15 protein-coding genes are annotated in these 14,289 nt (G+C 71.9%); 4 read left to right on the top strand and 11 right to left on the bottom strand.

The features are described 5' to 3' along the window. Positions 1-52 precede the first annotated feature (52 nt). The 6 genes from BJ965_RS11450 to BJ965_RS11475 form a co-directional block, all read right to left on the bottom strand. Positions 53-2,329: a putative bifunctional diguanylate cyclase/phosphodiesterase gene (locus tag BJ965_RS11450; protein WP_184908557.1), complete on the bottom strand. Its 2,277-nt coding sequence runs from the start codon at positions 2,327-2,329 to the stop codon at positions 53-55. A 257-nt stretch (positions 2,330-2,586) separates the two neighbouring features. Further along, positions 2,587-4,782, bottom strand: a complete 2,196-nt coding sequence (gene ligA / locus BJ965_RS11455; protein WP_184908558.1) for an NAD-dependent DNA ligase LigA — start codon at positions 4,780-4,782, stop codon at positions 2,587-2,589. 15 nt (positions 4,783-4,797) lie between these two features. Then, complete coding sequence (locus BJ965_RS11460; RefSeq protein WP_313666809.1) at positions 4,798-5,805, bottom strand: methionine synthase; 1,008 nt, start codon at positions 5,803-5,805, stop codon at positions 4,798-4,800. Positions 5,806-5,836: 31 nt separating this feature from the next. Then, complete coding sequence (locus tag BJ965_RS11465; RefSeq protein ID WP_184908559.1) at positions 5,837-6,535, bottom strand: SDR family oxidoreductase; 699 nt, start codon at positions 6,533-6,535, stop codon at positions 5,837-5,839. A gap of 18 nt (positions 6,536-6,553) precedes the next feature. Beyond that, complete coding sequence (locus BJ965_RS11470; RefSeq protein WP_184908560.1) at positions 6,554-7,093, bottom strand: LOG family protein; 540 nt, start codon at positions 7,091-7,093, stop codon at positions 6,554-6,556. Then, positions 7,090-7,893 carry a class I SAM-dependent methyltransferase gene (locus tag BJ965_RS11475; protein ID WP_184908561.1) on the bottom strand — a complete coding sequence of 268 codons (804 nt, stop codon included), beginning with the start codon at positions 7,891-7,893 and terminating at the stop codon, positions 7,090-7,092. Before BJ965_RS11475 ends, BJ965_RS11470 begins: the two co-directional genes overlap by 4 nt. 81 nt (positions 7,894-7,974) lie before the next feature. Between BJ965_RS11475 and BJ965_RS11480 the strand changes: the two genes are divergently transcribed. Next, a complete protein-coding gene (locus BJ965_RS11480) occupies positions 7,975-8,298 on the top strand; it encodes a DUF427 domain-containing protein (RefSeq protein WP_184908562.1) in 324 nt (107 codons plus the stop codon). 61 nt (positions 8,299-8,359) lie between these two features. After that, entirely contained in the window at positions 8,360-9,142 is a 783-nt protein-coding gene (locus tag BJ965_RS11485; RefSeq protein ID WP_184908563.1) for an alpha/beta fold hydrolase, read from the top strand. A gap of 66 nt (positions 9,143-9,208) precedes the next feature. Here BJ965_RS11485 and mnmA read toward each other — a convergent pair whose 3' ends face one another. Beyond that, positions 9,209-10,339, bottom strand: coding sequence for a tRNA 2-thiouridine(34) synthase MnmA (gene mnmA, locus BJ965_RS11490; RefSeq protein ID WP_184908564.1), 1,131 nt, complete (start codon positions 10,337-10,339; stop codon positions 9,209-9,211). Positions 10,340-10,399: 60 nt separating this feature from the next. Here mnmA and BJ965_RS11495 point away from each other — a divergent pair, with 60 nt between their 5' ends. Then, positions 10,400-11,065 (top strand): N-acetylmuramoyl-L-alanine amidase, encoded by a 666-nt coding sequence (locus BJ965_RS11495; protein WP_184908565.1) that lies wholly within the window; start codon positions 10,400-10,402, stop codon positions 11,063-11,065. A 173-nt stretch (positions 11,066-11,238) separates the two neighbouring features. Here BJ965_RS11495 and BJ965_RS11500 read toward each other — a convergent pair whose 3' ends face one another. Beyond that, on the bottom strand, positions 11,239-11,715 hold the full coding sequence (locus BJ965_RS11500) for a hypothetical protein (RefSeq protein ID WP_184908566.1): 477 nt from the start codon (positions 11,713-11,715) through the stop codon (positions 11,239-11,241). Between the two features lie 383 nt (positions 11,716-12,098). Here BJ965_RS11500 and BJ965_RS11505 point away from each other — a divergent pair, with 383 nt between their 5' ends. Next, positions 12,099-12,476: a helix-turn-helix transcriptional regulator gene (locus tag BJ965_RS11505; protein WP_184908567.1), complete on the top strand. Its 378-nt coding sequence runs from the start codon at positions 12,099-12,101 to the stop codon at positions 12,474-12,476. 7 nt (positions 12,477-12,483) lie between these two features. Here BJ965_RS11505 and BJ965_RS11510 read toward each other — a convergent pair whose 3' ends face one another. The 3 genes from BJ965_RS11510 to BJ965_RS11520 all read right to left on the bottom strand — a co-directional run bounded on the left by BJ965_RS11510 (position 12,484) and on the right by BJ965_RS11520 (position 14,275). Further along, a complete protein-coding gene (locus BJ965_RS11510) occupies positions 12,484-13,653 on the bottom strand; it encodes a cysteine desulfurase family protein (RefSeq protein ID WP_184908568.1) in 1,170 nt (389 codons plus the stop codon). Positions 13,654-13,793: 140 nt separating this feature from the next. Beyond that, complete coding sequence (locus BJ965_RS11515; protein WP_031103607.1) at positions 13,794-14,060, bottom strand: hypothetical protein; 267 nt, start codon at positions 14,058-14,060, stop codon at positions 13,794-13,796. Between the two features lie 50 nt (positions 14,061-14,110). Beyond that, entirely contained in the window at positions 14,111-14,275 is a 165-nt protein-coding gene (locus BJ965_RS11520) for a hypothetical protein (protein WP_031103608.1), read from the bottom strand. Between the last annotated feature and the right edge of the window lie 14 nt (positions 14,276-14,289).

The following is a 14,289-nucleotide window of genomic DNA, read 5'->3' on the forward strand; positions in this document are numbered from 1 at the left end:
CCTCGCCCGCGGACGTGGAACGACCGGGCGGGCCGAACAGCGGGGATGCGGCCTACTCGTCGGCCGTCGCCGCGGGGAGCGCGGCGCGCGGTCGCTGCCACCCCCGGGGCCCGCGCGCCAGCAGCCAGGCCGTGGTCTCCTCCGGGGGCATCGCCGCCGCGACCAGCCAGCCCTGGACGGCGTCGCAGCCGAGATCGCGCAGGCGCTCCCAGGTCTCGTCGTCCTCGACGCCCTCGGCGACGACGAGCAGGCCGAGGGAGTGCGCGAGGTCGACCGTGCAGCGCACGATCTCGGCGTCCTCGGTGTCGACCGCGAGCCGGGCCACGAACGAGCGGTCGATCTTCAGCTCGCTGACCGGGAGTCGGCGCAGGTGCACCAGCGAGGAATAGCCCGTACCGAAGTCGTCGAGGGACATCTTCACGCCGTGCGCGGTCAGTTGGTTGAGGGTGTCGGCGGCGCGCTGCGGGTCCTCCAGGAGGACGTGTTCCGTGATCTCCAGTTGGAGCGCTCCCGCCGGGACGCCGTGCCGGGCCAGCCGGGCGGCGACGGAGCCGGCGAAGCCGGGGGTGTGCACATCGCGCGGGGAGACGTTCACCGCGACCGGGACGAACAGGCCCTGCTCCCGCCATTGCGCGACCTGGCCGAGCGCGGTCTCCAGGACGTACTCGGTGAGGTGGGGCATCAGGCCCGAGGACTCGGCGATCGCTATGAACTCGTCCGGCGGCACCTTGCCCCGCTCGGGGTGCACCCAGCGGACCAGGGCCTCCAGGCCCGCGACCTGTCCGTCGAAGCGGACCTTGGGCTGGTAGTGCAGATGCACCTCGTGCGCGTCGAGGGCGCGGCGCAGATCCCCCAGCAGGGCGAGACGGTCGGGGGTGTTGGAGTCGCGCTTGGACTCGTAGACCTCGACGCCGGTGCGGTCCCGCTTCGCCTGGTACATCGCCACGTCCGCCCGCCGCAGCAGTCCTTCGGCGTCCAGGGCGTGGTCGGGGAAGACGGCGACTCCGGCGCTGGCCTCCAGGACGAGGGTGAGGCCGTCGAGGTCGAGGGGGGAGCTGAGGGCGGCGACGAGGTTGCGGGCGACTCGGGTCGCGGAGGTCGTGGAGTCGGCGACCGGGAGTAAGACGGCGAACTCGTCCCCGCCGAGCCGGGCGGCCTCCGCCCCGCGCGGCAGTGCCACCCGCAGCCGGTCGGCGATCTGCAGCAGCAGCCGGTCACCGGCGAGATGACCGAGCGTGTCGTTGACCGACCGGAACCGGTCGAGGTCGATCAGCATCAGTGCGGCGCGGGCGTTGATCCGCTCCGCGTCGTCCAGCGCGGTCCAGATGCGCTCCAGCAGCCACTGGCGGTTGGGCAGACCGGTCAGCGGGTCGCGCAGCTGCTCCTCCGCCCGGGCCCGGGCTATCCACAGGGTGGAGTCCAGGGCGATCAGCGGGATGGAGAACAGCGGCAGCAGGATCGGCTTGGCCACGGCGACCACGCAGACCAGCGGCGCGATCCCCAGCAGCGCGACCGCGACCAGGCCCTGTCTGACCAGGGCGGTGCGGGCGACGGTGGGCAGTCCGGGGCGCGGGGCGTGCAGGTACCAGAGCAGGACGCGGGTGACCATCAGGTAGGCGACGGCGACCAGGGCCACCTGGGGTGCGGTGGCGAGGGTCCAGGCGGCGGGCTCCGCGGGGGACTCGACGGACGGCACGGTGCCGAAGGCGCCCAGCACGAGCGCGCCGGCGCCGATGCCGAGGAGGTCGACCGCGCCGTGCAGCACGCCCTGGCGCCAGCGGTTGCGGCGGGCTATGCCGACCAGCACGACGACCGTGAGGCTGACCATGCCGGCCGGAACCCAGCCGTAGAGCAGCAGCACGGCGAGGGTGAGGGCGGCGCCCGAGCCGGTGCCGCCCCACCAGCGGGAGCGGCCCAGCATGACGAGGTGGCCGACGATGATGCCGGTCAGCACGGCCAGCGACCAGCCGGCCGTGCCCGCCGGGAAGAGCGCGTGGCCGTCGGTGAAGGCGCGGTAGAAGCCAGCGCCCAGGACGAACCCGGCCGCCGCGACGACGGCCGCGGGCAGCGCGGGCCAGGAGTGGTGCCGTTCACCGTCCGCGTCGTCCCCGCCGTTGAGTCCGGGCGGGTGTTCGGTGATCGACTGTGTTCCGGGGCCGTCCGCGGCGCGCCCCGCACCGCCACGACCGTCCGGGGTGTACTGTCCGACGGCGCGCACCTCACCCGGACGCCCCGCCGGCCGCACGGCCCCACGGACTGCACGCCATGCGACCGCCATGCGGCGCAGGCGCAGCCCTGAGCCCGGCCCGGCGCTCTCGGTCGGTTCCATTCCCGTCCCTCTCACAGCCGGCGGTGCCCACGCCCCGCGGCCAGGTGCCCGACAACCCTCAACGGCCCGCGCCCGAAAACCCTTCCCGCGCTCTGTGCGAGCACGAAGATGCCCCGACCGCGGCTGGGCACGGCAGGCGCACATCTCAACAGTAGGCCGCAGAAGGCTTCCACGGGCAGCGGTCGCCGACGGTTGCCCGAATGCGCCTCGGCCACCCGTATGCATCTGGTATGCGCCGAACGGGTGGCCTTCAACCGCTACTCCTCGGCCGAAAGGGCGACTTCGGCCGCGGCTTCCGGTCCCTGCTCCAGCAGGACGCCGAAACCCTCCTCGTTCAGGACCGGAACCTTCAGCTGCATCGCCTTGTCGTACTTCGATCCGGGGCTGTCACCCACCACGACGAACGACGTCTTCTTCGAAACCGAGCCGGTCACCTTCGCTCCGCGGCTCTGCAGCGCCTCCTTGGCGCCGTCCCGCGTGAAGTGTTCGAGGGTGCCGGTGACGACGACGGTGAGGCCTTCGAGGGGGCGCGGCCCCTCGTCCTCGCCGGTGCTCTCGGCCTCCATGCGGACGCCCGCGGCCTTCCACTTACGGATGATGTCGCGGTGCCAGTCCTCGGCGAACCACTGCTTCAGGGAGGCGGCGATGGTCGGGCCGACGCCCTCGGTGACCGCCAGCTCCTCCTCCGTGGCCTGGTCGATGCGCTCGATCGAGCGGAACTCACGGGCCAGTGCCTCGGCCGCGACGGGCCCGACGTGACGGATCGACAGGCTGGTGATGACCCGTGCGAGCGGGCGCTCCTTGGCCGCCGCGATGTTCTCCAGCATGGCGACCGCGTTCTTGCGGGGGTTGCCCTCCTGGTTGGCGAAGATCGTGGCGACCTTCTCCTCGCCGGTCTTCGGGTCGCGCTTGGGCAGCCCGCTGTCCGGGTCGAGGACGTACGCCTTGATGGGCAGCAGCTGCTCGATGGTCAGGTCGAACAGGTCCCCCTCGTCGACCAGCGGCGGGGTCTTGGGCTCCAGCGGGGCGGTCAGGGCGGCGGCGGCGACGTAGCCGAAGTGCTCGATGTCCAGGGCCTTGCGGCCCGCGAGGTAGAACAGGCGCTCGCGCAACTGGGCCGGGCACGTACGGGCGTTCGGGCAGCGCAGGTCGACGTCGCCCTCCTTCATCGGCCGCAGCGCCGTGCCGCACTCGGGGCACTCAGCCGGCATCACGAACTCGCGCTCGCTGCCGTCGCGCAGGTCGGCGACCGGGCCGAGGATCTCCGGGATGACGTCACCGGCCTTGCGCAGCACGACCGTGTCGCCGATGAGGACGCCCTTGGCCTTGACCACGTCCTGGTTGTGGAGGGTGGCGAACTCGACCTCGGATCCCGCGACCGTGACCGGTTCGACCTGGGCGTACGGGGTGACCCGGCCGGTGCGGCCCACGCCCACGCGGATGTTGACGAGCTTGGTGTTGACCTCCTCCGGCGCGTACTTGTACGCGATCGCCCAGCGCGGGGCGCGCGAGGTGGAACCGAGGCGGCCCTGGAGAGGGATCTGGTCGAGCTTGACGACGACGCCGTCGATCTCCCACTCCACGGAGTGGCGGTTCTCGCCGAAGTAGGCGATGAACTCCCGGATGCCTTCCAGGCCGTCGACCACCCGGTTGTGGCCGGATGTGGGCAGGCCCCAGGACTTCAGCAGGTCGTAGGCCTCGGAGAGGCGGGTCAGGCCGGTGAAGCCCTCCAGGGCGCCGATGCCGTGGACCACCATGTGCAGGGGGCGGGTGGCGGTGACGCGCGGGTCCTTCTGGCGCAGTGAACCGGCCGCCGCGTTGCGCGGGTTGGCGAAGGGCTTGTCGCCGGCCTCGACGAGGCGGGCGTTGAGCTCCTGGAACTTCTCCATCGGGAAGTAGACCTCGCCGCGGATCTCCACGAGGTCGGGGACGGAGTCGCCCTTGAGACGGTCGGGGATCTCCGCGATCGTCCGTACGTTCGGCGTGATGTCCTCGCCGGTGCGGCCGTCGCCGCGGGTGGCCGCGCGGGTGAGGCGGCCGTGCTCGTAGGTGAGGTTCACCGCGAGGCCGTCGACCTTCAGCTCGCACAGGAAGTGGTAGTCCTGCTCCCCCAGTTCCCTGGCGATGCGCTCCGTCCAGGCGGCCATCTCCACGTCGTTGAACGTGTTGTCGAGGGAGAGCATCCGCTCGCGGTGCGCGACGGCCGTGAACTCCGTCTCGTAGGACCCGGAGACCTTCTGGGTCGGCGAGTCCGGCGTGCGCAGCTCCGGGTACTCCTCCTCCAACGCCTCCAGGGAACGCAGCAGCTGGTCGAACTCCGCGTCGCTGACGACGGGAGCGTCCTTCACGTAGTAGCGGAAGCGGTGCTCCTCGATCTGCTCCGCGAGGCGCGCGTGCTTCTCCCGTGCCTCTGCGGGCACCGTCGTCGTCTCCGCTTGCTGGTCGCCGGCCACCGTGTCGTCCTCCCGTTACTCTGGGTTGTCCGCGAGGGATCTCGCCGCCCGGGCGCAGTGCGCGAGAGCCGTGCGCGCGTACCCCGGGGAGACCCCCGCGAGTCCGCACGCCGGGGTGACCGTGACCGCCTCCGCGAGAAGCCCCGGAGACAGCCCCAGCCTGCGCCACAGCGTCCTGACACCCATGACGCTACCGGCAGGGTCTGACAATGGGCCCTCCGCGGACGGGACGACACCGGTGAAGAGCCGGGTGCCGCCCTCCACGGCCTCCCCGATCACCTCGTCGTCACGCTCGGTGAGCAGGGAGAAGTCGAAGGAGACGGCGGCCGCGCCCGCCCGGCGAAGCAGCGCGAACGGCACGTCGGGGGCGCAGGAGTGGACCACGACCGGGCCGGACGTGTGCACCCCGACGAGGTCGCGCAGCGTCTGCTCGACGACCTGCCGGTCGGCGGCCCGGTGGGTGCGGTAGCCGCTGGCGCTCTTCACCTGCCCGCGCAGGACGGCGGTGAGGGACGGCTCGTCGAGCTGGAGGACGAGCTGCGCGCCGGGGATCCGCCGCCGCACCTCGGCGAGATGCAGTCGCAGCCCCTCGGCGAGGGAGGCGGCGAGGTCGCGGCAGGCCCCCGGGTCGGAGAGCGCCACCTCGCCGCCCCGCAGCTCCAGGTTGGCCGCGAGGGTCCAGGGGCCGACGGCCTGGACCTTCAGCGGCCCCTCGTACTCCTGCGTGAACTCCTCCAGCGCGTCGAGGTCCTCGCCGAGCCAGGAGCGGGCCCGCTTGGTGTCCCGGCCCGGCCGGTCCCCGAGGCGCCATCCGCTGGGCTCCACACGCGCGTACAGCTCGACGAGCATGCCGGCGGTCCGCCCGATCATGTCCGCGCCGGGCCCCCGGGCGGGCAGTTCGGGCAGGAAGGGGAAGTCCTCGAAGGTGCCGGTGGCCGTCTTGGCGGCCTCTCGGGCGTCGCCACCCGGCATGGACCCCACGCCGGTGGCCGCGCCGAACCTGAACTGGCTGTTTTCGCTCACCGGAGAAGCCTACGCAGGAGGCGCACCGGGGTCAGCGCCCCGGTCGCACCGTCAGGTCGTTGACCTCCGCGTCCCGGGGCAGATCCAGGGCCATGACGATCGTCGTGGCGACCGACTCCGGGTCGATCCACCGCGCTGCGTCGTACTCCTTGCCCTCCTGCTGGTGGACCTTGGCCTGCATGGGGCTGGCCGTGCGGCCGGGGTACACCGAGGTGACGCGGACCCCGTTGCCGTGCTCCTCGTGGCGCAGGGAGTCGGCGAGCGCCTTCAGGCCGTGCTTGGAGGCGGCGTACGCGGACCAGCCGGCGTGGGCGTTGAGACCGGCGCCGGAGTTGACGAAGAGCACGTGGCCGCGGGCGGCGCGCAGTTGGGGCAGGAAGTGACGGGTCAGCTCGGCGGGGGCGACCAGGTTGACGTTGAGCTGGTGGCGCCAGGCCTTCGGGGTGAGCTCGCCGACCGGGCCGAGGTCGACGACGCCGGCGATGTGCAGCAGCGAGTCCACGCGGTCCGGCAGCGACTGGTGGGAGAAGGCCCAGGAGAGCTTGTCGGGGTCGGCGAGGTCACCGACCAGGGTCCGCGCCCCGGGGAACTCGGCCGCCAGCTCCTTCGCGCGGCCCGCGTCGCGTGCGTGCAGCACGAGTTCGTCCCCGCGCGCGTGCAGGCGGCGGGCCACGGCCGCGCCGATGCCGGAGCCGGCTCCGGTGATCACATGAGTAGCCATGCCCGCCATGCTCGCATCAGTACCGGGTCATGCGACGCCCTGGCTCTCCTCCAGGTACGCGAGTGCCCCCACCGGCTCCTCGGCGAAGAACACCAGGTCGGTGAGCGGCCGGGGCAGGAAGCCCTCGGCGTCCATGCGGCGGAACTGCTCCTTCAGTCCGTCGTAGAAGCCCGCCGTGTTGAGCAGGACCACCGGCTTGTCGGTGTGCCCGTGCTTCTTCAGTTCCAGGATCTCGGTGGCCTCGTCGAGCGTGCCCGTGCCGCCGACCATGATCACCACGGCGTCGGCCCTCTCCAGGAGCAGCTTCTTGCGCTCGGCGAGGTCCTTGGCGACGACCATCTCGTCGACGCCCGGACGGGCCTTGGCGGCGAGGAACTGCACGGAGACGCCGGCCAGCCGGCCGCCCGCCTCCTGCACCCCGTCGGCGACCACCTTCATGAGGCCGACGTCGGAGCCGCCCCACACGAGCGTGTGACCGCCCTTGCCCAGCAGCTCGGCGAATTCCCGCGCGGGGCGGGTGTAGCGCTCGTCGAGGTCGGCGGCGGACAGGAAGACACAGATGTTCATGAACCCACCGTACGGGCCCGGTCCACGGCGGCGGTGACCCGCATTCTGGACTGCCGGTGGGGCAGGCGCTCCCAGTCGTCCATGAACCGGGCGTCCAGGCCGTGCCGGGCCGCGAGGTCGGTGAGGGTCCGCGTCCGGTAGTAGAAGTCCTCGTGCAGGACCTGGTGCTCCTCGCCCTCGGTGCGGTCGAAGGTGAAGTCGAAGAACCCGCCGGGCGCGAGGATCCGGCCGACGTGCGCGAAGCACTCCTCGATGACGTGCAGTGGCGAGTGCGAGAAGACGCTGTGCGCGTGCACGACGTCGAAGTGCGCGTCCGGCAGGAAGGCGAAGGTGAGGTCGTCGGCGAGGGCCAGGTAGGGCAGTTTGGGCTGGAGCTTCTCGGCGACGAGGGTGTCCTGGGCGGCGAGCAGGATGTGCGGCGAGATGTCGATGCCGTAGTAGTGCCCGGTGTCGAGGTGGTCGATGAACAGCCGCCCGGCGCGCAGGTTGCCGCAGCCGATCTCCAGCATCCGGTGGTGCGGCTTCAGGCCGTGGCCCACCAGGTAGTCGAACTGCATGCGGCCGATGCGCGCCCACTGCTCGCGCGAGGGGTTGTGCCCGACCGCCGCCTCGGTGCTGCGGGCCGCGTCCGAGGCCATGACGGCCCGGTAGTAGGCGATGTGGTCGGGGTGGCGCAGCCGCAGCCAGGCGTCCCGCACCGCGCGCCGGGCGTGCGCGGGCACGCGCTCCGGGTGGCGCAGCGCGTACCGGACCTGGTGGAGCAGGCGGGAGCGGTTTCCGGCCGGTTCCGTGGCGCGCATCGGGGCCTCCTGCGGCGAGGGAAGAACTCCGCTTCAGCCTGCGCTGTACCTCACAAGTCGGCTACCCGAGGAGGGGCGATCGTGACCAGAGGGCATCGCATCACCGTCGAGCGCGGCGGCGGGCACGTGCGCGTGGTGCACGCAGGGCAGGTGCTGGCGGAGAGCGACCGGGCGCTGGTGCTGCGCGAGACGGGCTGTCCCGAGCGGTACTACATCCCGCCCGAGGACGTACGCCTGGACCTGCTGACGCCGTCCGATACCCAGACGTACTGCCCGTTCAAAGGCACCGCCTCCTACTGGTCGCGGCCGGAGGCGGCGGACCTCGTCTGGGCGTATCCGGACCCCAAGCCGGACGTCGCCGAGATCAAGGACCACCTGTGCTTCTACGAGGTGGAAGTTTTCTGATCGGCTGACGCGCCGCACGCTTCATCGATGAACACCGCGGCGTGCGGCAGTCTGCATGAGCATGGACAAGAAGATCCTTTCGCGCGACGGCACCCGCATCGCGTACGAGAGCACCGGCCGCGGTCCCGCGGTCGTCCTGGTGAGCGGCGCGATGTCGACGGGCGGCACTCTGGCGCCGCTCGCCGTGTCGCTCTCGGAGCGTTTCCAGGCCGTGGTGTACGACCGCCGGGGCCGCGGCGCCAGCGCGGACACCGCGCCGTACGCGGTGGAGCGTGAGGTCGAGGACCTGGCCGCGGTGATCGAGGCGGTGGGCGGCGAAGCGCTCCTGTACGGCATCTCCTCGGGCGGGGCGCTGGCGCTGGAGGCGGCGGCGAGCGGGCTGCCGGTACGGCGCGTGGCGGTGTACGAGACGCCGTTCGCGATGTCCGAGGAGGGCGCCAAGGAGCGTGCGGCGTACACGGAGCGGCTGACGGAGGCGCTCGGTGAGGGGCGGCGCGGGGACGCGGTCGAACTGTTCCTGCGGCTGACCGGCCTGGCCGAGGGGGTGATCCAGGGCGCCCGCCAGTCCCCCATGTGGGCCGGCATGGAGACGATGGCCGCGAGCCTCGCCTACGACGACGCCGTGATGCGCGACGGCCGGGTCCCGCGCTCCCGGCTGGGCTCGGTCGGTGTTCCCGTCCTGGCGGTCGCGGGCGACGCGAGTCCCGCGTGGCTGCGCGAGGCGGCCCGGGCGATCGCGGACACGGTCCCCGAGGGTACGTACCGCACGCTCCAGGGGCAGACGCACATGGTGGAGCCGAACGTGTTGGCGCCGGTGCTCACGGAGTTCTTCAGCCGGGACTGAGCCCGGGGGCGCGGGGGCACGCGCGCGTGGAGCCCGCCCCCGGGCCCGCCGGGTTCCGCGGCGGGATCAGGCCACGCCGGCCGTCGCCCTGGTCGTCGACGCGATCGTCGCCGAGCCCACCACGCGTGTGCCGTCGTACAGCACGATCGCCTGGCCGGGGGCGACACCGCGGACGGGCTCGGTGAAGGTGACTTCCAGGGAGCCGTCGACGACCTCGGCGCTCACCTCGGTCTCGCCGCCGTGGGCGCGCAGCTGGGCCGTGTAGGTACCGGGGCCGGTGGGGGCGGCGCCGCACCAGCGGGGCTTCACGGCGGTGAGGGCGGTGACGTCCAGGGCGGACGCCGGGCCCACGGTCACCGTGTTGTCCACCGGCGAGATGTCGAGCACGTAGCGCGGCTTGCCGTCGGGGGCGGGGGTGCCGATGCGCAGACCCTTGCGCTGGCCGATGGTGAAGCCGTACGCGCCCTCGTGCGTGCCGAGCCGGTTGCCCGACTCGTCGACGATGTCGCCCTCGGAGCGGCCGAGCCGGTTCGCGAGGAAGCCCTGGGTGTCGCCGTCGGCGATGAAGCAGATGTCGTGCGAGTCGGGCTTCTTGGCCACGGCCAGGCCCCGGCGCTCGGCCTCCGCGCGGATCTCGTCCTTGGTGGTGAGGGTGTCGCCGAGCGGGAACATCGCGTGGGCGAGCTGCCGGTCGTCCAGCACGCCGAGGACGTACGACTGGTCCTTGGCCATGTCGGAGGCGCGGTGCAGCTCGCGGGTGCCGTCCTCGCGGACGATCACCTGGGCGTAGTGGCCCGTGCAGACCGCGTCGAAGCCCAGCGCGAGCGCCTTGTCCAGGAGGGCGGCGAACTTGATCTTCTCGTTGCAGCGCAGGCACGGGTTGGGGGTGCGGCCGGCCTCGTACTCGGCGACGAAGTCCTCGACGACGTCCTCGCGGAAGCGGTCGGCGAGGTCCCACACGTAGAACGGGATGCCGATGACGTCCGCGGCGCGGCGGGCGTCGCGTGAGTCCTCGATGGTGCAGCAGCCGCGCGCGCCCGTCCGGAAGGATTGCGGGTTGGCGGAGAGCGCGAGGTGGACGCCGGTCACATCGTGGCCCGCTTCGGCCGCGCGGGCGGCGGCGACGGCGGAATCGACTCCGCCGGACATGGCGGCCAGGACGCGGAGGGGGCGGGGGCGCTGCGGGGTGTCAGTCATAACCCTTCCAGGGTAAGGGGGCGCGGGAACCAGGACCGCCGGGTATCCGTTGACGATCACATGGGAGAGCGGAAGGCTTCGAAGGACGGTGACCGGAAGGTCGGCCGCCGCGCGCTGCTGATCGGCGGGACGGTGGCCGCGGCGGGTTCCGCCGTGCTCGCCCGGGACGAGCTGGCGCGCCTGTGGTGGCGCGCTCCGGGCGTCGAGAAGCCCCGCAAGGAGGGCGAGGTCGACTACGCGGGCGCGCGCTGGGTGGCGGCGTCGGACGCGAACTGGCGGCGCGCGGACCGGCCCGACGACTACGGGATAGACATGGTGGTCATCCATGTCACCCAGGGGAGCTTCGACAGCGCGGTGAAGGCGTTCCAGGACCCGGGCCACAAGGCGGCGGCGCACTACATCGTCCGTCAGGACGGACACGTCACGCAGATGATCCGCGAGCTGGACGTGGCCTACCACGCGGGCAACCGCGACTACAACGAACGCAGTGTCGGCATCGAGCACGAGGGTTTCGTGGACCGCCCGCAGGACCTCACGGACAAGATGTACGAGGCCTCCGCCCGTCTCACGGCCCGGATCTGCGCTCGCTACGACATACCCGTCGACCGCGAGCACATCATCGGCCACGTGGAGGTCCCGGGCACGGACCACACGGATCCGGGGCGGCACTGGGACTGGGAGAAGTACATGCGGTTGGTGCGCGAGGCACGTTCGACGCGGACTTGAGCCTGCGGCGATCACGGCCTCGAGCCTGCGGTGATCGCGTACTTGAGCTTGTGGTGATCGCGGACTTGAGCTTGTGGTGATCACAGCCTTGAGCCTGCGGTGATCACGGCCTTGATCTTGCGGCGATCACGGGCGCGACAGAGCGGTGATCACGAGCGTGAGCCGGCAAGAGATCAGCGGCGGTGCATCCGCTCGATCCGTTCTGTCGCGGCGACGACGGCGGCCTGGAGCTCTCGCGCGACGGTGCCCTGCCTGCGCGAGCGCTCGTACAAGGCGCTGGCGCTCAGACCTGCCGGGAGGCGATGGCCGACCTCCGGTAATTCGATGGCCCGGTACTCACCGGCGAGGCGGACGACCTCGTCGAGGATCTTGCCGAGCCTTTTCCGCCTGAGGACGGCGCCTTCGAGGACGGCGACGTGCTCCTGGATCAGTTCCAGGTCCTTGGCGGTCGTGGGCCTGGTGTCCAGAACTCTGAGCAGTGCGAACAGGGCGATCAGCGCCTGAAGCGGACCGGCAAGGTCCTGACGGCGCTGCTTGAGCTTGCGCAGGACGAGGTTGACCGCCAGAGCGAGGAGCCCGAGGCCCGCCGTGACAACGGCCGTGAGATACACGGGCGCGGTAGCGGCAGCGGCCAGCGCGTGCGAAGGCATGGCATGTTCCGTTCCGGAGGGCAGGCGGTACCCGCAGGCGGGGAGCGTGCGCGACCCGTGAGGAACGTGCGCGCAACGCTCACGTTAACGTCGCGCCCCGTGAGAGCTCTTCTGCGGAAGACGACAAGCCGAACCCCCGAAAATTATCCTTGTCCTACAGATGCCACCGAGGGGGGGTCAGGGGCGCTGGAGGTGCCGATCACCCAACCTGCCGATCAAAACCCCAGTTCAGGGCATCAGCGCGTCTTCCTCCTGCAGGCGCCCCGGCAAAGCGGGGACGTTCGCCCCATGTGCGGAATGCGTGCGTTCCAGCTTGCGATTCAGCAAGCGTTTCAAAGTGCGTTTCGATATGCTTCGAGCAATGAAAAGGGGAGGTGACCAGCGTGTCCGAGGATCAGGGGAGAGCCTTGTTCGCCGCAGTCGACGCACTGCTGGAAGAGGCTTCGCCGACGGACGGGCTGCCCGAGCCCGCCGAGCGCAAACGGCTGCGTGAGGCCGGCAGTCTCAGCCAGGAGCGCGTGGCCCACACACTGGGGGTGCGCAGGGAGACCGTGAGTGCGTGGGAAGCGGGCCGTTCGGAGCCCCGTGCGCCTCAACGGGCCGCCTACATCCGGCTGTTGAAAGGCCTGGCGGCCAAATTCCCGCCGCCGCAGAGCATCGCGCCCCAGCAGTCCGTGCTCCGCGCGATCACGGCGCCGGTGGCCACCGTCACCCCGGCGGCGGGTGGCGGGCAGAAGCCGTCGCGGCCGGTGTCCGACTGACCAGTCCTCAGGTCAGCCCCGCCGCCCTCGCCCGTTCCACCGCCGGGCCGATGGCCTTCGCCAGGGCCTCGACGTCGGCCTCGGTGGAGGTGTGGCCGAGAGAGAAGCGCAGGGTGCCGCGGGCCAGGTCGGGGTCCGTGCCGGTGGCGAGGAGGACGTGGCTGGGCTGGGCGACGCCGGCGGTGCAGGCGGAGCCGGTGGAGCACTCGATGCCCTGGGCGTCGAGCAGAAGCAGCAGGGAGTCGCCCTCGCAGCCGGGGAAGGTGAAGTGCGCGTTGGCCGGAAGGCGGCCCTCCGGATCCGGGTCGCCGCCGAGGATCGCGTCCGGGACGGCCGAGCGGACCGCGCTGACGAGGGAGTCGCGCAGGGTGCCGATCTCGAGGGCGAACCACTCGCGCTGTTCGGCGGCCAGCCGCCCGGCGACGGCGAAGGAGGCGACGGCGGGCACGTCGAGGGTGCCGGAGCGCACATGGCGCTCCTGGCCACCGCCGTGCAGGACCGGTACGGGGGTGTGCTCACGGCCGAGGATCAGTGCGCCGATGCCGTAGGGGCCGCCGATCTTGTGGCCGGAGACGGTCATCGCGGCGAGGCCGGAGGCGGCGAAGTCCACGGGGATCTGACCGAAGGCCTGGACGGCGTCCGCGTGCAGTGGGACGGCGAACTCGGCTGCCACGTCGGCGAGTTCACGCACGGGCAGGATCGTCCCGATCTCGTTGTTCGCCCACATGACGGTGGCGAGGGCCACGTCGTCGGGGTTGCGGGCGATGGCCTCGCGCAGGGTTTCCGGGTGGACGCGGCCGTGGGAGTCGACCGGCAGGTACTCGACGGTGGCGCCCTCGTGTTCGCCGAGCCAGTGCACGGCGTCGAGGACCGCGTGGTGCTCGACGGGGCTGGCGAGGACGCGGGTGCGGGCCGGGTCTGCGTCACGGCGGGACCAGTAAAGGCCCTTGACGGCCAGGTTGTCGGCCTCCGTGCCGCCCGAGGTGAAGACGACCTCGCTGGGGCGGGCGCCGAGGGCTTCGGCGAGGGTCTCGCGGGCCTCCTCGACGGTGCGGCGGGCCTGCCTGCCGGATGCGTGGAGGGAGGACGCGTTGCCGGTGGCACCCAGCTGGGCGGTGAGCGCCTCTGCCGCCTCCGGGAGCATCGGGGTGGTCGCGGCGTGGTCGAGGTAAGCCATGGTGAGCCCGATTCTACGGCTCCCCTTCGACCGGCCTCAGATCAAGGCTGGACGAACATGAACCGCCTCGCGGCGCGGCGACGGCCCGTCGTCCCCGGGCCCGGCCGCGGCGTACCGGCGGACGGCTGTCCGACGGCGGCTCAGAAGCTCCACGAGATCGTGCTGTCGAACTCCATGAAGGCCGCGAGGACCAGCAGGTCGGCGACGCCCAGACCCAGGCCCAGCAGCGCGCGGCCGCGGCGCTCGGTGCCGCGCCACAGGGCGACGCTCGCCAGCACGATGGCGATCGGGCCGAGGAAGAGGTTGAGCACGAGCAGGCCGAGGAGGCCGAGGATGAAGGACGCGACGGCCATGCCGTCGGTGTCACGAATGCCGGTGCGGCGCGAGGCCGGGGCGGTGAGCTGCATGGTGATCGACTCCCGAAGTCGGATCGAGGGGACGGTGGACGGGGTCGGCGTCAGTGGGCCTGCGTGTGGCGCCGGCGACCACGCTCGCGGAGCGCGAAGATGCCGAGCCAGACGGCGATGACGGCGCCGACGGCGACGGAGAAGGTGAGCGGCGCGTGCGCGACGGTGCCCAGGACGACACCCAGCAGCAGGAGCGCGGCGACGATGAACAGCACGGGTAACAGCCCCC

The organism is Streptomyces luteogriseus (genome assembly GCF_014205055.1).
In the GTDB taxonomy this organism is placed as follows: Bacteria; Actinomycetota; Actinomycetes; order Streptomycetales; family Streptomycetaceae; genus Streptomyces; species Streptomyces luteogriseus.

Excerpts from the sequence above, each read along its gene's own strand:
- BJ965_RS11450 (WP_184908557.1), bottom strand. The coding sequence starts at position 2,329 with ATGGAACCGACCGAGAGCGCCGGGCCGGGCTCAGGGCTGCGCCTGCGC.
- BJ965_RS11465 (WP_184908559.1), bottom strand. The coding sequence starts at position 6,535 with ATGGCGGGCATGGCTACTCATGTGATCACCGGAGCCGGCTCCGGCATC.
- BJ965_RS11470 (WP_184908560.1), bottom strand. The coding sequence starts at position 7,093 with ATGAACATCTGTGTCTTCCTGTCCGCCGCCGACCTCGACGAGCGCTAC.
- BJ965_RS11475 (WP_184908561.1), bottom strand. The coding sequence starts at position 7,893 with ATGCGCGCCACGGAACCGGCCGGAAACCGCTCCCGCCTGCTCCACCAG.
- BJ965_RS11485 (WP_184908563.1), top strand. The coding sequence starts at position 8,360 with ATGGACAAGAAGATCCTTTCGCGCGACGGCACCCGCATCGCGTACGAG.
- mnmA (WP_184908564.1), bottom strand. The coding sequence starts at position 10,339 with ATGACTGACACCCCGCAGCGCCCCCGCCCCCTCCGCGTCCTGGCCGCC.
- BJ965_RS11495 (WP_184908565.1), top strand. The coding sequence starts at position 10,400 with ATGGGAGAGCGGAAGGCTTCGAAGGACGGTGACCGGAAGGTCGGCCGC.
- BJ965_RS11500 (WP_184908566.1), bottom strand. The coding sequence starts at position 11,715 with ATGCCTTCGCACGCGCTGGCCGCTGCCGCTACCGCGCCCGTGTATCTC.
- BJ965_RS11510 (WP_184908568.1), bottom strand. The coding sequence starts at position 13,653 with ATGGCTTACCTCGACCACGCCGCGACCACCCCGATGCTCCCGGAGGCG.
- BJ965_RS11515 (WP_031103607.1), bottom strand. The coding sequence starts at position 14,060 with ATGCAGCTCACCGCCCCGGCCTCGCGCCGCACCGGCATTCGTGACACC.